Raw genomic sequence first — 20,185 nt, 5'->3', positions numbered from 1 at the left:
TGAATACGACTATCTATCTATCGATAGGTAGATAGATAGCGCAAATTTTGATCTTGTCAACTGCCTATCACCTGATAGATAAAAGAGTATGACTCAAACAAACTCCACAGATCGTGTAGAAACCATTTTGGAAACGGCGGAAAAAAGAATTCGTCAGGGCGGTTTTAATCAGATCAGCTTTCGAGATATTGCCACCGAAGTGGGCATAAAAAGCTCCAGTGTCCATTATCACTTCCCAAAGAAGGAGGATTTAGGCCGGGCTGTCGTTGAACGATATGGTCGCACCCTTCTTGACAGTTTGGGGCCTGCTGACAAGCCTGATGAAAAGCCTGCGCACCGTATACAACGCCTTGGGGAGGTGTATCTTCACGCGCTTCAATCGCAAAATACAATCTGTCTGGGATGTGTTCTCGGAGCGGAAAGTGCGGGCCTACCCACCGAGGTACAAAAAGCTGTTGAGGTCTTCTTTCAGAAGATGCTGAACTGGACGGACACGGCCGTTTCCGGCGCAAAAAGTGCCGCAGCTGATGCTGACTACATCATCAGCGCATTACAAGGGGCGATGGTATTGTCAATTGCATTAAAAAAGCCGGACCCGCTAGAAAAAACGGCCCGGCTTCTTGTTCAGATGATTGATGACGCTTAGGAAAAAGCGTCTTCCCACGATCCTTGAGTGGCCGCTTTTGAATATTCAGTTGCCCGATTTTCAAAAAAGTTGGTGTGCTCAACAGCGTTCAGAATTGCATCGAGCCAAGGCAATGGGTTTTTATCAATATTATAGATGGGATCCAACCCGAGCTGCCCCATACGCCGGTCTGCAATATACCGAATATAGGCTTTGATTTCTTCAGCGGTCAGTCCTTCAATATTTCCAGCGCCAAATGCAAGATCAATAAAGGCGTCCTCATGCGAGACAATATCCTGACAGGTTTGATAAAGCTCTTCAACGAACGTGTCGTTCCAGATTTCAGGGTTTTCACTGATAAAAGTTTTGAACAGTTTGATGATCGAATTGCAATGCAATGTCTCATCGCGAACAGACCAGGTAACGATCTGTCCCATCCCCTTCATTTTACCATGACGAGGAAAATTAAGTAGAATGGCAAAACTTGCAAACAGTTGTAATCCTTCTGTGAACGCACCAAATACAGCCAATGTTTTGGCTATTTCCGACTTACTTTCCACGTTGAACTGCTGCATATAATCATATTTGTCCTTCATCTCCTTGTAACGGAGGAAGGCAGAATACTCGGTTTCAGGCATACCAATGGTATCCAGCAGGTGCGAGTAAGCCGCAATATGAACTGTTTCCATATTGGAAAAAGCCGCAAGCATCATCTGCACTTCGGTGGGCTGAAAAACACGCGTATAGTGGCGCATATAACAGTTATTCACCTCAATATCAGATTGCGTAAAGAAGCGAAAAATCTGCGTCAAAAGATGCTGTTCGTCTTCCGTTAAATTTTGATGCCAGTCCTTCACGTCATCGGCGAGCGGAACTTCTTCCGGCAACCAGTGAATTTGCTGCTGCATCAACCAGGCGTCATAACACCATGGATAGGAAAAAGGTTTATAAACCGGTTTTGCATCAAGCAGGGACATCTGACTCTCTAAACTCTCGTAACGGAAATTCTAAAAATAAGGGATTTTGCTTACCTTATTGGCAAGCAAGACATTCTTCATAGTCAGTTGTTTCGGACGCGACAACCTCCAATTTAGGACGGGATGTCTTGGCCACTCCAGCAACAAGCTCTTTTAGGCTGTCCGGCATATCTTCCTTTGTAGCAATCACTTCTGCACGCTGGATCGATTTTGACCGGCAATAATACAAACTTTTCACGCCCTGCTTCCAAGCCTGGAAGTGAATCTGGTGCAAATCGCGTTTGTGTACATCGGCAGGGAGGAAAATATTGACGGATTGAGACTGATCAATCATTGGTGTGCGATCTGCCGCAAGCTCGATAATCCATCGCTGATCCAGTTCAAACGCCGTTTTAAAGACATCTTTTTCCAAATCGGTCAGGAAATCCAGTTTCTGGACAGATCCTTCATTTACCGTAATGAAGCTCCAGGTTTCCTCGTTATCATGGCCTTTTTCTGCCAGCAATGCCTTCAAGTGCGGATTACGCACATTATAAGAGCCTGATAGCGTTTTATGGGTGTAACTGTTGGCCGCAGTTGGTTCAATGCCCGGGCTTGCGCCGCCGCAAATAATTGAAATTGATGCTGTTGGTGCAATCGCTGTTTTGTTGGAAAACCGCTCTTCAAAGCCGTAATCAGCCGCATCCGGGCAGGCGCCCCGTGTCTTCGCCAATGACTTGGAAGCCGCATCCACATGTTTTTGTATGTGACTGAAGATCTGATTGTTCCAGACTTTAGCCATAACAGATTCCATTGGAACCCGTTTTGCCTGCAACAATGAATGGAAACCCATTACACCCAAGCCCACGCTTCTTTCACGCATCGCAGCATATTTGGCCCGCTCCATCTTTTCGGGGGCCCGATCGATAAAGTCCTGCAAAACATTATCCAGGAACAACATGACATCTTCGATAAAGACCTCATCATCCTTCCATTCTTCATACTTTTCCAAATTTAAAGAAGAAAGACAGCAAACCGCTGTTCGATCGTTCCCCAAATGGTCGCGGCCTGTCGGCAACGTGATTTCGGCACAAAGATTAGATGTTTTTACAGAGAGACCAGCAAGCTTGTGATGCTCAGGTACCAGGCTATTCACGCGATCATTGAAAATAATATAGGGCTCACCGGTTTCGACCCGCGCGGTCAGAATTCTAATCCACAGACTGCGTGCGCTGATTTTCCGGACAACGGAGCCATCTTTCGGACTGGTTAATCCCCAATCCGTGTCATTTTCCACGGCCCTCATAAAATCGTCAGACAACAAAATACCATGGTGCAAATTCGGTGTTTTGCGGTTTGGATCCCCCCCTGTCGGACGGCGAATTTCAACAAATTCTTCGATTTCAGGGTGTGAAACAGGCAAATAAACAGCAGCAGAGCCACGGCGCAACGAACCTTGGCTAATCGCCAGAGTGAGGCTATCCATGACACGAATGAAGGGCACAACACCAGACGTTTTACCAACAGCACCAACGCCCTCACCGATAGAACGCAGATTGCCCCAGTAACTGCCAATACCGCCGCCTTTTGACGCCAGCCAGACATTTTCTGTCCAAAGATCCACAATACCGTTCAGGCTATCATCAGACTCATTTAGAAAGCAGGAAATCGGCAGACCCCGATTACTACCGCCATTACTGAGGACGGGCGTGGAAGGCATGAACCAAAGCTTGGAAATATAGTTATAGATCCGCTGAGCATGATCATCATTGTCACCATAGGCGCTTGCAACCCGACCGAACAGGTCTTGAAAACTTTCACCTGGCAGAAGATAGCGATCAACCAAAACCGCCTTACCAAATTCTGTCAGATACTCATCGCGACTATGGTCGATATGTACACGCGCACCATCTTTTACCTGTACGACATCCGTCAACATATCGACTGTATCCAGCATCCGTTTATCCCCAATATTTCCAATTTTCCCGCAAGCCAACATTGGCCTGTACAATTTTTGTTCCTCAAGAGACCAGACAATGCCTGTCAAAAAAGCCTGTCATAAACATGTAACGACAATCGAGTATTTTGAATAACATCCAAAAAACCGAGTTCCGCCTTTATTCTTATGAATTGTCGAGCTTTTTCAGCTCGCCGCCCCTTCTTGAGAACCACTACATATTGTAGAATACCCCTCACCCCGTCAACAAATTGTAGTGCATTTTTTTAAAAAAATTTACTTGACGAATCCGGGATGCTTTATTTCTGCCGTTCTTACAGAAACTTCCCTGAAAATCCTCATATTTTTGATGGAAAGTCCGGCTGTGGCACAAAAGTGACAATTCTCACCTTCGCCGCCTTTTTCATCTGCTTTAGGCCATACAGGTTGTTTTTTGCGAGTTTTTAACAGCCCATCGCCTAGCGGTATCTGAAAGAAGGCCAAATCAACATATAGTATGCCTATAAATTAACCAAAAATCCGGTTATGGCCCCCTCCCAACTGAAAAAACACAACAAATCAGAGGAGTTAGAAGTCTGTGTTACAACAAAATATAAAAGCCCCTCTCCGGTCTGAGAGGGGCCTGACATCAATGGCATCAGAAAAAAGGTTCCTGTTAGCTCCTTGGGGAGGCGGAAACGGTGACGCGACCGTCATAGACCGCGCCGGTTTCGGGTCCCACGATACCCCCTGCCTCGTTGCGGATATAATTTATGATCTGACCGCGATAGAGAAGGTAGGTATTAAACGCCTTCATCTGCCGTAGTTTTTTAAGATCAAACCCCTTGATCTGCGTGGGCAACCCCTTGATCGCCCCCCCTGAATAACCTTCCCGACCGTTTGCAACGTAAGAGTTAAACGCGATCCGGAAGTTCCGATCCAAAAGCTGGTCAATTGGTGTGCCGTTCAAGGTGATATTTTTGGCGACTGTTTCCATGGCATTATTTCCAAGGAAAATTTCGTATCGGATGCCTGATGAATAATGCTGGAACCCCCGCGGGATGAATTTTTCAGGATCCAGTGATCCGCCATTACGCTGCAGCTCTTCTGGACGAACGATGCGCCGCGCATTGTCCTGAATGATGGCTTTCAACTCTGCACCTGTCACCGAGTAGACATAAATCTCGTCGGCATAGGGCATAACCTTGTACCATTCGTCATAGGTCAGGTCACCGTTCATGTCCACACCGCGCATCCCTGTTGCGTTAAAGGCGGCAAAATCAACAGGATCCGTTGCCCAGTATTTACTTCTGGCGACAACCGCATCATTCATAAAATTGGCAATTGCCGTTTCGCCGGTATAACGATCCAAAATGACCTGATCATCCCGCATACTCTTCTGAGATAAAACAACACCAATAGATTCCTGCAAACGCTTGTCCAGTTCCTCTTTAATCGGATCCAATACGTCTTCGTTCATCTTCAAATCAAGGTCGGCCGCCGTTTCATTGGCCCGGCCTTTTGTCGCAATCAATCGTTCAGAAAAAACTGCGCTCACCTCACCGGACTGAGACTTGGTCAGGGTGATTTTCAAATCACCAACAAATTTTCCGTATTCACCAGCCTGGACTATAGGAACGCCAGCCACAACCGAACGGTTGTCCAGCGCATTTTCGTTAAGGACTGTATGGGTATGCCCTCCCAGAAGGGCAACAGGTTTTGTTGCGACTTCCGATACCGCTTCAGCAATCTGCTTATCACCGATCGCCAGATCGTATTTAAGCTCCATTCCTTTTGGTAACGCACCATTATACCCAACATGGCTTAACAGCAGGATCACATCGACATGCGGATCAAGAGCCTTGACCATATTTTTTGCAACCTTCACAGGTTCATAGCCTTTAAGCCCGGGATCAGCTTCTGTCTGCAAATAAGTGTCAATTATGGATGTTAGTCCGATAAATCCGATCCGAACGTCATTTACCTCGCCGATGGCTGCGGGTGCCCAAGGCATTTTGAATTTTGAGCCTGCCAAATTCGCTGTCAAAACCGGAAAATCCGCATCCTGCTCAATTGCGCGCGCCAAAAGTTCAGAGCCTTTATCCAATTCATGATTTCCAACCACCGACATATCCAGACCCGCAGCAGACAAAGCCCGATAGGGCGCACTCATTTTAAAATCGTCTGCGGAAGAGCCAAGCAGTTCGTCCCAAACGGTTCCAATATGCTCGTCCCCCATACTCAAAAACAGGACGGCTTCGTTATTGGCGCCCGCTTTCCGACGCGCGTCTTTTACGATTTTTGAAATTTGTGAAAACCGATGCGTATCGCCTTTGCGATGGAAATCAATCAGATGAGAATGCAGGTCATTTATATGCAGGACCCTTAGCGTTTTTGTTTGCCCTGAGGTAAAATCATTTTTACCGGCACGGAAATCCAGGGCAAGCTCATCTTCAGCCACACTATTTCCGTTCAGGACATATAGTTTGTTCAAAGCGCCTGCGCTGTTGGGCGCGATCGCCCTTGCCGACAGTGTTTGTTCAGCAAAAGACATCGTTGATGTCGATGCCAGCAAACCGACGGTTAGCGCTGCGGAAATTAGTGTCTTTTTCATAAGGCAACCCCTGTATACTTAATTCGATTGAGTAAAATCGTTTTGTCAGACGACAAACTGTTGGGGTTGCGTTGCAGTGATGTGTCGAAACATTGACAGTTTCGTGATAGGGCAAATAAAAAATGCGCCAGAAAAATCCAGCGCATTGTTAAAAGTTATAAAGCAATCAGAGGGATTAGTTTTTCACCTGCTGCGCTGATACTTCTGCTATTCGTTCTTTTAATCGGAGTTTTTCTCGTTTGAGCTCGGTAATATGGGTATGGTCGGCCGACGGATGTAACATTTCTGAATGAATTTCTTCTTCAATCTGATGATGTTTTTCTGTCAACTGTGCAACATACTCTGTTGTGCTCATATTTTATCTCCTCTACTAAAAGGTAGGCAGTTGGGATTCCAACTTTGGACATTAATATATTACAAAATTGTTAAAGAAAATGATATCAATCATTGCCCTGAAACCCAAAATAATGAGTGAACCGAATTAATGTCCGAAAAACAGAAACTTATAATCGGAATGACTGGCGCATCAGGGGCGATTTATGGAATTCGTCTGTTAGAGGCCTGCAAATTACTAAATATTGAGACCCATTTAGTCATAAGCAAGGCTGCAGAAATCACCCTCGTTCACGAAACCAAACAATCTGTTTCAGAGGTCCGGGCTTTGGCTGATGTCAGCTATAAATACGCTGATATTGGAGCCGCCATTGCGTCAGGATCTTTTCGGAATGCGGGTATGGTAATAGCCCCCTGTTCTGTCCGCTCGATGTCAGAGATTGCTGCGGGAACAACCAGTAACTTGCTGACACGGGCCGCTGATGTAATCCTGAAAGAACGTCGGCGTCTTATTCTAATGATACGAGAATCGCCCCTTCATTCAGGACATTTAAGGCATCTGGCTGAGTTGTCTGATCTGGGGGCAATCATTGCGCCGCCCGTTCCGGCCTTTTACACACACCCGGAAAATCTGGATGATATGGTCAACCATACAATTGGCAGAACCCTTGACCTGATGAATATTGACAATGATCTGGCAACCCGTTGGAACGGCCTCAAAAACAGTTAGGCAATTTCTTCAAACAGCTCGTCTTCTTCAGAAAAAGCGGCCAACCAAATAGCCTTTATGTCTGCCCGATCCTTATTATCCGGTTCAGCGTCCAGTTCTTCTGCCAAATATTTAAATAAGTTATGAACGGCGGCACGGGCGCAAATGGACCCACTGAAGGACGCCGTTGCAGGCCTGTCGATCAGACGGTCTAATGCTAGCAATTGAAGTTTTTCTGCGTAAATTTCACTTTCACTGACCACACGCTTCAATTCGTTGGCCAATCGATTATCTACATATTTTAAAGGCGGCTTTAAAAAATTCCGAATGTCCCGCATAGGCCGGACGGTTGCCTCTTGCCAATAATGACTTATCGCCAAGCCTTCCTTAAGCTCCGCTTCCCGTAATTCCTCTCGTCCACTGGCAGCAACCCACACGCAAAACAGAAGCAAATTAACATCAACGCCTTTTCTGTTTTGTAGAGACAGGCAAGCCTGCTCAACGGCCGGATTACTATAAAGCTTCAAAGCAAAGTCCCACAGAGCGCAAGGTGGGAAACCGGCATTTGGAAAAACGGACAACTCAACACTCCTTGACTCTTGTCTTGTTACAATTCATAAACATCCACCATTTCTGACTGCCAAAACAAGGTCTTGCCGTGTTTAAACTCCGGCAAATTAGACCATTCCGACCTAGTTTAAATTGCAAAAAAATGGTACATTCTAGAATGAGGTTACCGCATATCACTGATATTACAAAATTTGTGTGGTAGCGGTTTCACAAAATGATCGCTTACGCGAAGACTTTGTATTGTTGGGGTTTGAACGTCGCCATGACAGAAATTGATGAGCAGGAAATTCTTAAGCAGCACTTGGCGGAACTAAAGACGGAACACAGAGATATGGATCTGGCCATTGATGCCCTGATAAATTCTGGAAATTATAACAGCCTGCAACTTCAACGCCTGAAAAAGCGAAAGCTTATATTGAAAGATCAGATATTCAGGACTGAAAGTGCGTTACTGCCGGATATTATTGCGTAATTCCAGCCGCTGGACGGATCAGCTTTCTTTTTTGAATTCCTGCTTATGCTCGTACATTTTGCTATCGGCCTTATCAAGGGCTTGTTCAGCATTAACACCGCTTTCAACAGGAACAATCCCGTAGGACATCCCGACATCCAATCGGTGCCCTTCCCATGATATTGGATTCCCGGATAGTTCGCTGGTCAGACGCAATGTAAGTGCCGTTGCCGCTTCTTGATTGGTTCTGGACAGGATCAAACCAAATTCATCTCCGCCCAGACGGCCAACGATATCCGTTTCACGTACGGTTACCAACAACCGCTTTGAAAACTCGGACAACACATAGTCACCTGCCTGATGACCATATTTGTCATTTATGCCCTTGAACCCGTTCAGGTCGATATAAATCAAGCTGGCTGCACTGTCGTAACGCTCGACCGATGCTTGCACACGGGTCAACTCCCGAACAAAGGCCCGGCGATTATAAATTGGAAGCAAAGGATCCTGATCCGCCAGCTTTTCGGCTTCTTCCAGTCGTTGATTTATCCCTTCAACAGATTTTCGAAGCCGATCTACTTCGCCCATGAGCGTCATAATGGCATCCCGCACTTTAGGTGTCAGTTCCGCTTCGGGAATCCCCATGACAGAGGTTGTATCTGTGATTGTACGCGGGCTCGAAACACTGGAATAGGCATCTGTCGCAGCTTTAGACCTTGTCTTTCCAACTGCTCCGGTTACGCCGGCACGGCCCGTGGATCCTATTTTCATTTATAAACCTGACTGGTCACAATAATTCTACACACTGATAACTACATACTCTATTTGACTTTAAATTTCAAAGCTTCAAGCGATACTTGCTTCTGAAAAAACCGGGCCTATAATCCGGAAAATTCACTCATCCATTAGGAAACTCCGATAACAGGACACCAAAACATGGGTCAAGACGGCGCACCACTCGTCGGTATTATCATGGGCAGTCAGTCAGACTGGCCAATTATGAAACATGCCGCAGATACATTATCAACCCTTGGCATTCCCTATGAAGCCAAGATCGTCTCAGCGCATCGCACACCGGACCGTCTGGTGGACTATGCACAGTCTGCCAAATCCAAAGGACTTAAGGTTCTGATCGCGGGCGCAGGCGGCGCGGCGCACCTTCCTGGAATGGCTGCGTCAATGACCCCCTTGCCAGTACTAGGCGTTCCGGTTGAAAGCAAAGCCTTAAAAGGTATGGATAGCCTGTTATCTATTGTTCAAATGCCAGGTGGGGTTCCTGTTGGAACCCTTGCGATTGGAAAAGCTGGTGCGATCAATGCCGCCCTGCTTGCCGGGCAAATTCTCGCGCTCGGCAATGAGGATATTGCAAGCGCAATCGATATCTGGCGGTCCAAACAAACAGAAGCCGTCGCGTTAGAACCAACTGACACTCCTGAATAGGATATATTCATGACCACTCTTGCTCCCGGACAAACGATCGGCATCCTCGGTGATGGACAATTAGGTCGCATGATGGCAATTGCTGCGGCGGAATTGGGGTTTAAAACCCACATTTTTGGGCAGGAAAAAAATAGTCCCGCAGCTCAAGTTGCCAATGCAAATACAATTGCAGACTACACGGACAAAGCCGCTTTACGGAAATTTGCGTCCTCAGTAGATGTTGTGACGTTGGAATTTGAAAATATTCCAACAGATACTCTGAACTTTCTATCTCCTCTTGTCCCGGTGCGGCCCGGCAGAAAGGTTCTTGAGATCACACAGGACCGTCATCTGGAAAAAAGTTTCGTTAATAATCTGGGGGTACCGACAGCCCCTTTCGCCAATGTTGAAAGCCTGGAAGAATTGCGGCAGGCAGTCGAACGGATTGGAACGCCTGCAATTTTAAAAACGCGGCGGGATGGCTATGACGGTAAAGGTCAGGTCAAAATAAGTTCGGCAACCGAAATCGACAAAGCGTGGGAGGCTCTAGGGGGAAAAGCATCCATTCTGGAAGGATTTGTTCCGTTCGAACTTGAAATCTCAATCGTCGCTGCACGTGACATTCATGGCAATGTGGCAACCTACTGCCCCGTTGAAAACCGGCACAAAAACCATATTTTGGATGTTACAATTGCACCAGCGAACATTTTGTCTGCTGTTTCAAAACACGCTACAGAGCTTGCCACCAAAATTGTGCAAAATCTGGATCTTGTCGGTTTGGTCGCCGTGGAAATGTTTGTCGCCAGAGATGGGGATGTTCTCGTAAACGAACTTGCTCCCCGCCCCCACAATTCGGGCCACTGGACGATAGAGGCCTGCACCACATCCCAGTTCCGCCAAAGCATTCGTGCAGCCGCGGGTCTGTCTCTGGGCGATCCAACAGCCCACTCCAATGCCTTGATGCGCAACCTGATCGGCGACGATGCCGATCATTGGAACGACATTTTACAGCATCCCGAGATGAGCCTCCACCTCTATGGAAAAGCGGAAAGCCGCCCCGGCCGAAAAATGGGCCATGTTACCCGGCTGTTCCCCTTAAATGTACCGCCAAAAGTTTAAATCCTGGCGGCTATGCCCAACCGCCAGCGAAATACAGGATCTGACCGGTAATAAAATCTGATTTGTCCGAGACGAGAAAGGCGAGATATTCACCCGCTTCTTCGGGCTTACCCAATCGGCCAATAGGGATGGGTTTGGTTATTTTCTTTAATGTTTCAGGATTACTCAGAAGTTCTTCAGGAAAATAGGTCGGGCTTTCCACAAAATTCGGGGCCAGCGCGTTCACCTGAATACCAAATTTTCCCAGCTCCTTGGCAAGGGACACCGCCAGACTATTGGCCCCGCCGCGCGCCGCGGTATACATTGAATAATTTGGCAAGCCATGTTTTGGCACCGCCGATGAAACAAAAACAATTTTACCTTTTCCTGCGGCCTTCATGACCTTTGATGCGTATTTGGCATAGGCAAAGCCGCGCACCAGTAAGGCATCCAGTGTTTTTCGAAAATCGTCAATATCTGCGCCATCAATGGTTGCCTTGATCGCCGGATAGGCATCATTGTTGATCAAAGCATCCAAGCGCCCCTCGGCCTGAATAACAGCCGCAACAACGTCCTCGGGCTCCTGTTCGGCCAGCGCCTTCACACCCGGGATTAAGGCCTCGAATGCCTCGCGGGCGGTCGCATCGACAAAAGAAGCGTCCTGTGCGTAAAGTGTCGCATGCTCACGCACCAAAACCCGGCTCCCCGGAGTTCCTACAAAATGAGTCGCGTCTGTAATCAGGATAATTTTATTTTTAAGCATTTTTTTGGTCCCGAGTTAAAGTCGGCCTTTTTATTTGGCTGTCAAATTTCGAAAGAAACGCCCCGGCCTTGGAATAAAAGAGAAATCAGGTTTGTTGGCCAGTTTTTGTCTGGTCTTAAATTTAAAGGTCTCAAACTGCATGACATTTTCGATACGGCGATCCAAAAACCCCCACGTTTTTTCATGCCCTTCAGACACATCATCCAACCAATAAAGCAACGTGGCACTATAAACAGCAGAGAGGGTCAATCGCTTTGTGTAATAACTGAAATCAGTTGATCGATCCCCCGTCGCGTACCACATCCGGCTGACGGTTTCGTTGGTCAGCTTCAACGCCAAAGCGGCATTTTGCGGCATGGCAAGCCACGTCAACGTTTTACGAACGCAGTCTTTTTCCTGCTCCACCAATTCCAATCGGGTTCTGACCGCCAGCGTAATCCTGTCCCGGATCTTCATTGAAAGAACATCCTTTGCCTGAAGCGCCGCCTCCATCCGATCATCGGCACGGGTGACATAAAAAGTGACAAGGTCTTTCAGGCCACCCGGAAAAAGAAGATCAAAATCCAGAACATCCATCCCAAGATCAGCCGCGCCGCGCCGGACAGCCTCTTCTGACCAACCGTCAAACATCACATGATCCAAAACCGCATTCAGACATTTATCTTTTGTGATCTTTTGATCTGTCATCACCTACTCCTTGGAATGATTAATCTTTTCCTTCGGTTAAGGAAAAGTGCTTCATAAATTCACCCATCTCATCTTCATACACCAGATTACGGATATCTGTCATGCGTTGAACATATAAAATACCATCCAGATGATCGCATTCATGTTGAACAACACGCGCATGAAACCCTTCAGCAACGACGTCTTGCCTCTGCCCTTGAAGGTCAAACGCCCGATATCTCAATCTTGTATACCGGGGCACAAGACCGCGTAAACCCGGCACGGAAAGGCATCCTTCCCAGCCCAAGGATATATCCGGCCCCAAAGGCTCCAACTCCGGATTAATCAACACTCTTTGCGCAAGCCCGTCTCCGTCCGGGTTGCCATCTTCGCTTTGAAGGCGCGCCGCGGGGATCCCGAAAATAACAAGGCGCAATGGAACACCGATCTGCGGGGCCGCCAAACCTATACCACCGGCTTCTTTCAGGCTTTCCTGCATCTGTTTAACGAGTTTACGAATCTCTGGCGCTGTTGGATCATCGATCTCCTCTGCACGCTGTGATAAAACTGGATTTCCCATTTTCACGATTGGTTTTGCTGGCATTTTCGGTTGTTTACTCGCTTAAAACTGTGTTAAAAGACTTTTCTTTATAAATATTCCCTATTTCGGGTGTTTAACGCTTCACATCGGTTAGGCGGCATGTTACTAGACACGCCACTTTGTGAACTGACTTAACCACATTATAGCATAGGAGCACTAAAGGCTGTGCAGGTACATGTTCGCGACAACAATGTCGATCAAGCGCTACGCGCTTTAAAAAAGAAAATGCAACGAGAAGGTATCTTCCGCGAGTTGAAACTCCGGGGTGCTTACGAAAAGCCGTCTGAAAAACGCGCTCGCCAGAAAGCAGAGGCTATTCGCCGCGCTCGCAAGCTGGCTCGCAAACGCGCTCTCCGCGAAGGTTAAGTTTTCCGCAAACAGGAAGCTTTGGTTTCCTGATCATGCGACAGTCAAAGCCGCACCGGTTTTACCGGTTAGCGGCTTTTGGTGTTTGTGGGGAATTCAGAAAAGCCGGACACGGCCAATCAGAATATCTTTGAACATAACCCAGTCCCCGAAAAGACTGTAAAAGGGATACTTGAAAGTGGCCGGTCTATTCTTCTCAAAGAAGAAATGTCCGACCCAGGCAAATCCATATCCAATAACGGGCAGCCACCATAGAAGAAACCACATCCCGGACCAAAGCGCGGCCACAAGAGTGACAAGCACCAGAAGACTGCCCACGAAATGCAGCCGTCTGCACGTCACATTCGAATGTTCACTCAAGTAAAATGGATAAAATTCCTTAAACGACGAAAATCTTTCGTCCCTTGATTGTCGGGTCAATTGCAGGCCTCCCTTCTCTAACGCCGGCACGTCATCCAGCAGTCCGGACCTCTAACAGCTTGCGCCGGCACACACAGAACGTCAAGACTGGGCCGACCTCTCCGTGAACACAGAACCACCCGCCCCCGACCCCCAATCGCACTGATACGAAATGCATTTCGGCGACATAGTATTGTGAACACCCAGTTTGACTAGAAATTGACCAGAATAAGGAATCGGGAGGAAAACCAGCAGTAAGAAAAACGAATTAGTGAAGGATTTCGATCCTGAAAAATGAAGGTGCAGCCTCAGCAGAGTAGGCTTTTTCATACATAAGTGGGCATAAGTGGAATTTGTACCATCGTCTTACGTTAAAGCCTACTGAAAGATTAATTCCTTGCCAAGCTTCTCATGGTAAGCTCTCGGAACCACATATCGGACATACCAAGTGTGACCGTGTTTTCAGGGATTCTATGTTAAGGGATGGTTTATCAACCTTTGTCCTGAACCTGTTACACCAAAGAATGTGTAACAAGCTAGGAACCTTAGGCTCTCTGGGTGTTCCAGAGAGTTGGTGCGGCCGAGAAGACTCGAACTTCCACCCGTGTTACCGGACAGCGACCTCAACGCTGCGCGTCTACCAATTCCGCCACGGCCGCTTGAGGTAGAGGGGAGATATCAAATACCAGCGTCGCTGGCAAGGACAGATTTCAATATTTTTTATGATTTGTGAACTTTATTGAATTTTTACCAGCTACAAGCGCAAATCTTTACACATCTTGCTGATTGGGACTGATTTTATCTGTGATCGAGATCCCGATATTGTCATCCACAACAATAATTTCACCATAGGCGATCGGTTGATTATTCGCGAGCACAATAGCATCGTCATCTACGCTGGTATCCAGCTCAATAACGGCACCGCGACCCATTTTGAGAAGCTGATGGATTGGCATGATGGATTTTCCCAGAACAACTGAGATTTCAACATCGACCCCTTTAATCGCTTTATCGCGCATTGCATTCCCTATTCAATAACTCACCGAGACCAGTATCCGTGATTAGGGTTACCAAGAGATTAACATTCTGCAATTGAGGCAACTTGAACCACTTGGGATTAATGGTATAACGACCCATGCATGAAATCGAATGGAAAATTTCAGACGGCCTTGTTTCCTATGAAACTGCCTTACAGGAAATGGAAGCCAGAGTGGCCGCTATTCGCGCAGGAGCAGCCCCCGAGCTGATTTGGCTATTGGAGCATCCTCCGCTTTATACAGCAGGCACCAGCGCGGATAAAGAGGACTTGGTCGCCCCCGATAAATTCCCTGTTTATAACGCGGGCCGCGGCGGACAATACACCTATCATGGTCCGGGACAGCGGGTTGCCTATGTTATGCTCGATCTGAAGAAACGAGAGTCGGACATTCGCAAATTTGTCGAAGACATGGAAAACTGGGTAATTGATGTTCTTGCTCAGTATCAGATAAAAGGCGAAAAGCGGGATGGCCGGGTCGGCGTTTGGGTTGCCCGCGGGACGAAAGAAGATAAAATCGCAGCAATCGGCGTGCGCGTGCGCAAATGGGTCAGCTTTCACGGCATCTCAATCAATGTTGAGCCGGACCTTAGCCACTATGACGGCATCATACCTTGCGGGATTTCAGAGCACGGGGTCACATCGCTGGTTGATCAGGGAATTCCTGTGACAATGGATGAGTTTGATCAGGAATTACGTGCGAGCTTTGAGAAAATATTCTTAAAAGAAGGTGCTAAAGGGTCGATTTTGAGCTGAACCTGTCAAAGGGCTCTTCCTCGATTTCACGGGTCTGTATATCGACCACCCGCGCCAGAAAAGGGCCCTCAAAACACTTATCAATCATTTGTTGAAGCCGGCGCTCGTCCCCTTGAAAAACAGCTTCAACAGAGCCGTCCTTTCGATTTCGGACCCACCCTTTCAAGCCAAGGGACGTCGCCGTTTCAATTGTCCATGCCCGATAGCCAACGCCTTGGACGCGGCCTTTGATTCGGGCATGGAGGCTTTTCATCTTTCAGGGCCTTCCCTTATTCAAACTCAAGAATAACGTCATCCACAGCCAATGTGTCGCCTGCTGCGGCATTAACCGCCGAGACAACACCATCCTGTTCCGCCCGCAAGATATTTTCCATTTTCATCGCTTCGACAACAGCAAGCGGCTGACCTGCTTTAACTTCGTCGCCCAGCCCCACACTCACCGAAACAATCAGGCCCGGCATCGGGCATAACAGATATTTCGACATATCCGGCGCAACTTTAACAGGCATGAACTTGGCCAATTCTGCAAGCCGTGGACGCCGCAAAGCAATATCAACAACACCCCCGCCATGGGTAATCCGGATACCATCGCCTGCTTTTTCAACCAGACCCGCGACCAGTTTACCGTTGATATCAGCAACAATCCGGCGATCCCCCGGCAACCAGTCACTTCGAACAGCCAGAACATGATCACCGATGGTCACGTCAATACCATGCTCGACATCTTCAACAGACAGTTCCGTCTGTCGATCCAACCCTTCACTGGCAACCCAGCGAGAGCCAGCGGTCTCAACCATCCCAATGATCTGACGGGTTGTCTGGCGTAAATGAACCAGTGTCGCAAGCGCGATAATGTTGTTATACGCGGTTTCCGTCAAATCCACGCCAGCAAATCCATCCGGATATTCCTCAGCAATGAAACCCGTGGTCAGGCGACCCTCTTTGAAACGCGGATGGTTACAAACGGCGTTCAGGAAATTGATGTTATGGGCAATCCCTTTCACTTCGTAGGCATCCAAGGCCTGACTCATCCGGTCGATCGCAGTGGCCCGATCAGGGCCATAAGTGCAAAGCTTGGCAATCATCGGATCATAGAACATGGTGATTTCAGAACCCTCCGTCACACCAGTATCAACCCGAACATTGTCCCCTTCTGGCGCATGATAGCGGCTCAGGCGACCAATGGACGGCAGGAAGCCGCGATATGGGTCTTCGGCATATAGACGGCTTTCAACAGCCCAACCGGTCAACGTTACATCTTCCTGCTTCAAGGAAAGCGCTTCGCCATTTGCAACACGGATCATTTGCTCAACAAGATCGACCCCGGTGATTAATTCGGTCACGGGATGCTCGACCTGCAAGCGGGTGTTCATTTCCAAAAAGTAGAAGCTCCGATCGGCACCGACGATGAATTCCACTGTACCGGCGGAATGGTAATCCACCTCTTTTGCCAATGCGACGGCCTGTTCCCCCATTGCTTTACGCAAAGCGTCGTCCAGAAACGGGCTTGGGGCTTCCTCAATTACTTTCTGATGACGGCGTTGGATTGAACATTCCCGTTCGCCCAGATAAATACAGTTTCCATGCTTGTCCGCCAGAACCTGAATTTCAATATGGCGCGGATCAACAACGAACTTTTCAATGAAGATACGGTCATCCCCAAAGCTGCTGATGGCTTCATTTTTTGCGGACTGGAACCCCTCACGCGCTTCGTCGTCATTCCAGGCAACCCGCATACCCTTGCCGCCGCCGCCGGCCGATGCCTTGATCATCACCGGATAACCAATTTCGCCGGAAATCTTAACCGCATGTTCGGCGTCTTCGATCAGGTCCATGTGACCAGGAACGGTATTAACCCCAGCTTCCAGAGCCAGTTTTTTGGACTCGATTTTATCACCCATTGAGGCAATTGCTTTTTTACCAGGTCCGATAAAGGCGATATTTTCTTTGGCTAGCGCATCAGCAAACGCCTGATTTTCAGAAAGAAAACCATAACCAGGGTGGACAGCCTCTGCCCCCGTTTCCTTACACGCGCCGATGATCTTTTCAATGATCAAATAACTCTCAGCAGCAGGAGATGGGCCAATATGGATCGCTTCGTCCGCCATCTTCATATGCATCGCGCCATCATCCGCATCCGAATAAACAGCAACGGTTTTGATGCCCATTTCACGTGCCGTTTTAACAACCCGGCAGGCAATTTCGCCACGGTTGGCAATCAGGATTTTCTTAAACATTGTGCGTTCCTCCTCGCCTACAGCGGTATATTGCCGTGTTTTTTCCACGGATTTTCTAGTTCTTTGTTTTTTAACATTCGAAGCGAGCTTGCGATCCGGTGCCGAGTGTTGTTTGGCATGATCACATCGTCAATAAAGCCGCGATGCCCAGCAATGAACGGGTTGGCAAAGCGTTCTTTATATTCTTCGGTGCGCCGCTCGATCTTGGCGTCATCGCCAATTTCTGACCGGAAAATAATTTCAACGGCACCTTTGGCACCCATCACCGCAATTTCGGCTGAAGGCCACGCATAATTAACGTCACCCCGCAGATGCTTGGACGACATAACATCATAAGCACCGCCATATGCTTTACGGGTAATAACCGTTACTTTTGGAACGGTTGCCTCTGCATAGGCGTACAGCAACTTCGCCCCATGTTTAATGATGCCCCCATATTCCTGCGATGTTCCCGGCAAAAAGCCCGGGACATCCACCAACGTGACAATCGGAATATTAAAACAGTCACAGAAGCGGACAAAACGGGCCGCTTTACGGGAACTGTCGATATCCAGACACCCCGCCAAGACCATCGGCTGGTTCGCGACAATACCAACGGTCTGTCCTTCGATGCGAGCAAACCCTGTTATGATGTTTTTCGCAAAATCAGGCTGAATTTCAAAGAAATCGCCTTCATCCGACAATTTCTCAACCAGTTCCATCATATCATAGGGTTTATTCGGATTATCCGGGATCAATGTATCCAAAGACGGCTCTTTCCGATCAGGATCGTCAAAAGTGGGCCGAACGGGAGACCGTTCCCGGTTGGATGCCGGAAGCATATCCACCAGACGGCGAACCTCTGAAAGGGCTTCCACGTCGTTGTCATAGGCATTATCAGCAACAGAAGACTTGCTGGTATGGGTTCCCGCGCCGCCCAGCTCTTCTGCGGTAACACTTTCGTTGGTAACCGTTTTCACAACATCCGGTCCCGTTACAAACATGTAGGAGCTATCACGGACCATGAAAATAAAATCGGTCATGGCCGGTGAATAAACAGCACCGCCAGCACAAGGGCCCATAATGACTGAAATCTGAGGGATAACACCAGAGGCCATAACATTACGTTGGAAGACTTCTGCATAGCCTGCCAGACTGTCGATGCCTTCCTGAATACGAGCGCCACCTGAATCATTCAGACCAATAATCGGGGCACCAACCTGAACGGCCTTGTCCATGACCTTACAGATTTTCTTCGCATGATACTCAGAAAGAGACCCACCAAAAACAGTAAAATCCTGCGAGAAAACAAAAACAAGTTTACCATTTATTGTGCCGTGTCCGGTAATAACACCATCGCCGGTTATCGCTTCATCTTCCATACCGAATTCGGTGCAGCGATGCTCAACGAACATATCCCATTCTTCGAAAGACCCTTCATCCAATAGGAACTCAATCCTCTCCCGAGCGATGAGCTTTCCCTTTTTATGCTGCGAGTCAATTCGCTTTTGCCCGCCTCCCAAACGTGCAACTGCGCGTTTTTCCTCAAGCTTTTGGATAATATCTTTCATATCAACTCCCTGACGCCTTTACCGAAAACGGCGGTGTTTATCATTAGTCACAAAGGGTTAAAAACCGGATCGCATTCAGAAGGCTTTGCTTATTGTTTTTTCTCCGCAAAGCTGCTTCTGCATCTTCTCCCCACTCTTCTATAACATGGGTTTCGTCCAGTTCACTTACTTCAAAAGCCATCTCTCCATCAAGATGACCATCCAGAACAGCCAGCGTTACCACCATGGACCCTGTCAGACTGACAATGGTATGCGTAGCCGCCAGTTCAAAATCGTTTCTGGCCTTTACCAAATCGTGAAATTTCTTTAGCGCGTGCTCTTCTTGCCTGATATGGGACAGGCCAGTGGTCGTTTTCAACGAAATTTCGTGCTCGTTTCGAACCCACTCCAATAGTGGATCCCAAGCCTTTGATTGTTTTTTGACCAGAGGGGCAGGATAACTCGCTCGGTAACAAACCAGATCGGTGCCGCCAAAGCCGCAAATTTCATCAATAACAGCGTCCCGCTGCGTTGTGACGCGATCAATAGCCGTGGCCGCATATTGCATACAGGGCATGGTTGACGGATCAACTTTTTCTTCCTGCGCATCCCATTCGTTGGCGATTGCAACGGCCATCTTTTCTGATGGTAACTGAAATTGTGCTTTTGCAGGTGTTTTGATCGGACGCCCGTCGAGCAGGACCGTCATGCCAGATTCCAAAGAACCTGCTTCTGCTTTTTTATAAAATCGCTTCATAAATGTTTCTTTGTCGCCAAATTTTGATTGGATAAAACAAACAGTCGTTTGGTTTATACTGTCTTCTTAGGAAAAATCAAGCTTTTCTGCATCTTTATTAGGGATGTATCAAGGAATACAGGTCCCTGTAATGATGGATAAGATGATCCGCACCGCTCTGCCACAAAGTTTCCTCGTCATGATATCCCCAGTTCACGCCGACCGCATGGCAGCCCGCATTTTTTGCCATGGAAATATCATAGCTGGTGTCACCGATCATAAAGGTGTTTGCCGCTTCGGCACCAACGGCCGACATTGCCTTTTCCAGCATTTGAGGGTGGGGTTTTCCCGGATTGCTGTCCGGGGTCTGCAATGACATGAAAAA

23 protein-coding genes and 1 tRNA gene are annotated in these 20,185 nt (G+C 47.8%); 7 read left to right on the top strand and 17 right to left on the bottom strand.

The window, feature by feature from the left end; translation table 11 throughout:
* Positions 1–88 precede the first annotated feature (88 nt).
* Positions 89–646 (top strand): TetR/AcrR family transcriptional regulator, encoded by a 558-nt coding sequence (locus tag ACJAYR_RS10295; RefSeq protein ID WP_415236524.1) that lies wholly within the window; start codon positions 89–91, stop codon positions 644–646.
* Here the strand turns inward: ACJAYR_RS10295 and ACJAYR_RS10290 are convergent.
* The 4 genes from ACJAYR_RS10290 to ACJAYR_RS10275 form a co-directional block, all read right to left on the bottom strand.
* The gene (locus ACJAYR_RS10290; protein WP_415236523.1) at positions 643–1,602 is read right to left on the bottom strand and encodes a ribonucleotide-diphosphate reductase subunit beta; all 960 of its coding nucleotides are present in this window, start codon (positions 1,600–1,602) and stop codon (positions 643–645) included. The two genes, ACJAYR_RS10295 and ACJAYR_RS10290, sit on opposite strands and share 4 nt — an antisense overlap.
* Before the next feature lie 55 nt (positions 1,603–1,657).
* Complete coding sequence (locus ACJAYR_RS10285) at positions 1,658–3,538, bottom strand: ribonucleoside-diphosphate reductase subunit alpha (protein WP_169546130.1); 1,881 nt, start codon at positions 3,536–3,538, stop codon at positions 1,658–1,660.
* A 655-nt stretch (positions 3,539–4,193) separates the two neighbouring features.
* Positions 4,194–6,131: a bifunctional metallophosphatase/5'-nucleotidase gene (locus tag ACJAYR_RS10280; protein WP_415236522.1), complete on the bottom strand. Its 1,938-nt coding sequence runs from the start codon at positions 6,129–6,131 to the stop codon at positions 4,194–4,196.
* Positions 6,132–6,306: 175 nt separating this feature from the next.
* Positions 6,307–6,486 carry a YdcH family protein gene (locus ACJAYR_RS10275; protein ID WP_169546132.1) on the bottom strand — a complete coding sequence of 60 codons (180 nt, stop codon included), beginning with the start codon at positions 6,484–6,486 and terminating at the stop codon, positions 6,307–6,309.
* Positions 6,487–6,615: 129 nt separating this feature from the next.
* Here ACJAYR_RS10275 and ACJAYR_RS10270 point away from each other — a divergent pair, with 129 nt between their 5' ends.
* On the top strand, positions 6,616–7,194 hold the full coding sequence (locus ACJAYR_RS10270) for a UbiX family flavin prenyltransferase (protein WP_415236521.1): 579 nt from the start codon (positions 6,616–6,618) through the stop codon (positions 7,192–7,194).
* Here ACJAYR_RS10270 and ACJAYR_RS10265 read toward each other — a convergent pair.
* Positions 7,191–7,754: a TIGR02444 family protein gene (locus ACJAYR_RS10265; protein ID WP_415236520.1), complete on the bottom strand. Its 564-nt coding sequence runs from the start codon at positions 7,752–7,754 to the stop codon at positions 7,191–7,193. The genes ACJAYR_RS10270 and ACJAYR_RS10265 overlap by 4 nt on opposite strands.
* Positions 7,755–8,005: 251 nt before the next feature.
* Here ACJAYR_RS10265 and ACJAYR_RS10260 point away from each other — a divergent pair, with 251 nt between their 5' ends.
* Positions 8,006–8,215: a YdcH family protein gene (locus tag ACJAYR_RS10260; protein WP_415236519.1), complete on the top strand. Its 210-nt coding sequence runs from the start codon at positions 8,006–8,008 to the stop codon at positions 8,213–8,215.
* Between the two features lie 18 nt (positions 8,216–8,233).
* On the opposite strand, the gene ACJAYR_RS10255 is transcribed toward ACJAYR_RS10260, so the two are convergent.
* Positions 8,234–8,965, bottom strand: coding sequence for a GGDEF domain-containing protein (locus tag ACJAYR_RS10255; protein ID WP_415236518.1), 732 nt, complete (start codon positions 8,963–8,965; stop codon positions 8,234–8,236).
* Positions 8,966–9,130: 165 nt separating this feature from the next.
* Here ACJAYR_RS10255 and purE point away from each other — a divergent pair, with 165 nt between their 5' ends.
* The gene (gene purE, locus ACJAYR_RS10250; RefSeq protein WP_415236517.1) at positions 9,131–9,634 is read left to right on the top strand and encodes a 5-(carboxyamino)imidazole ribonucleotide mutase; all 504 of its coding nucleotides are present in this window, start codon (positions 9,131–9,133) and stop codon (positions 9,632–9,634) included.
* Between the two features lie 9 nt (positions 9,635–9,643).
* Positions 9,644–10,732 carry a 5-(carboxyamino)imidazole ribonucleotide synthase gene (locus ACJAYR_RS10245; protein ID WP_415236516.1) on the top strand — a complete coding sequence of 363 codons (1,089 nt, stop codon included), beginning with the start codon at positions 9,644–9,646 and terminating at the stop codon, positions 10,730–10,732.
* A gap of 10 nt (positions 10,733–10,742) precedes the next feature.
* Here ACJAYR_RS10245 and ACJAYR_RS10240 read toward each other — a convergent pair whose 3' ends face one another.
* The 3 genes from ACJAYR_RS10240 to def are packed head-to-tail and all read right to left on the bottom strand — an operon-like array spanning position 10,743 to position 12,744.
* Positions 10,743–11,474, bottom strand: a complete 732-nt coding sequence (locus ACJAYR_RS10240) for an SDR family oxidoreductase (protein WP_415236515.1) — start codon at positions 11,472–11,474, stop codon at positions 10,743–10,745.
* A gap of 30 nt (positions 11,475–11,504) precedes the next feature.
* Complete coding sequence (locus ACJAYR_RS10235) at positions 11,505–12,161, bottom strand: COQ9 family protein (protein ID WP_415236514.1); 657 nt, start codon at positions 12,159–12,161, stop codon at positions 11,505–11,507.
* Positions 12,162–12,180: 19 nt separating this feature from the next.
* Entirely contained in the window at positions 12,181–12,744 is a 564-nt protein-coding gene (def, locus tag ACJAYR_RS10230; protein WP_415236513.1) for a peptide deformylase, read from the bottom strand.
* Between the two features lie 162 nt (positions 12,745–12,906).
* Between def and rpsU the strand changes: the two genes are divergently transcribed.
* A complete protein-coding gene (rpsU, locus tag ACJAYR_RS10225) occupies positions 12,907–13,107 on the top strand; it encodes a 30S ribosomal protein S21 (protein WP_037493599.1) in 201 nt (66 codons plus the stop codon).
* Positions 13,108–13,203: 96 nt separating this feature from the next.
* On the opposite strand, the gene ACJAYR_RS10220 is transcribed toward rpsU, so the two are convergent.
* The 3 genes from ACJAYR_RS10220 to ACJAYR_RS10210 form a co-directional block, all read right to left on the bottom strand.
* Positions 13,204–13,527 (bottom strand): Mpo1-like protein, encoded by a 324-nt coding sequence (locus ACJAYR_RS10220; RefSeq protein WP_415236512.1) that lies wholly within the window; start codon positions 13,525–13,527, stop codon positions 13,204–13,206.
* 551 nt (positions 13,528–14,078) lie between these two features.
* Positions 14,079–14,165 (bottom strand) — tRNA-Leu (locus ACJAYR_RS10215).
* A gap of 111 nt (positions 14,166–14,276) precedes the next feature.
* Positions 14,277–14,525 (bottom strand): FliM/FliN family flagellar motor switch protein, encoded by a 249-nt coding sequence (locus ACJAYR_RS10210; protein ID WP_169546142.1) that lies wholly within the window; start codon positions 14,523–14,525, stop codon positions 14,277–14,279.
* 116 nt (positions 14,526–14,641) lie between these two features.
* On the opposite strand from ACJAYR_RS10210, the gene lipB reads away from it, so the two are divergent.
* Positions 14,642–15,298: a lipoyl(octanoyl) transferase LipB gene (gene lipB / locus ACJAYR_RS10205; RefSeq protein WP_415236511.1), complete on the top strand. Its 657-nt coding sequence runs from the start codon at positions 14,642–14,644 to the stop codon at positions 15,296–15,298.
* Here lipB and ACJAYR_RS10200 read toward each other — a convergent pair.
* The 5 genes from ACJAYR_RS10200 to ACJAYR_RS10180 all read right to left on the bottom strand — a co-directional run.
* Positions 15,276–15,551 (bottom strand): acylphosphatase, encoded by a 276-nt coding sequence (locus tag ACJAYR_RS10200; RefSeq protein ID WP_415236510.1) that lies wholly within the window; start codon positions 15,549–15,551, stop codon positions 15,276–15,278. The genes lipB and ACJAYR_RS10200 overlap by 23 nt on opposite strands.
* A 16-nt stretch (positions 15,552–15,567) precedes the next feature.
* Positions 15,568–17,535 (bottom strand): acetyl-CoA carboxylase biotin carboxylase subunit, encoded by a 1,968-nt coding sequence (locus tag ACJAYR_RS10195; protein ID WP_415236509.1) that lies wholly within the window; start codon positions 17,533–17,535, stop codon positions 15,568–15,570.
* Positions 17,536–17,552: 17 nt separating this feature from the next.
* Positions 17,553–19,085, bottom strand: a complete 1,533-nt coding sequence (locus ACJAYR_RS10190) for an acyl-CoA carboxylase subunit beta (RefSeq protein ID WP_415236508.1) — start codon at positions 19,083–19,085, stop codon at positions 17,553–17,555.
* Between the two features lie 43 nt (positions 19,086–19,128).
* Positions 19,129–19,821: an ATP12 family chaperone protein gene (locus ACJAYR_RS10185; RefSeq protein WP_415236507.1), complete on the bottom strand. Its 693-nt coding sequence runs from the start codon at positions 19,819–19,821 to the stop codon at positions 19,129–19,131.
* A gap of 97 nt (positions 19,822–19,918) precedes the next feature.
* Positions 19,919–20,185: HAD-IA family hydrolase (locus tag ACJAYR_RS10180; protein ID WP_415236506.1), on the bottom strand; the 267-nt coding region annotated here is incomplete at its 5' end.

Origin of the sequence: Sneathiella sp. (assembly GCF_047631475.1) — a bacterium.
Lineage (GTDB): Bacteria > Pseudomonadota > Alphaproteobacteria > Sneathiellales > Sneathiellaceae > Sneathiella.
Note: the sequence above shows the minus strand (reverse complement) of the source record. Positions and strands in the feature narration are given on the sequence as shown.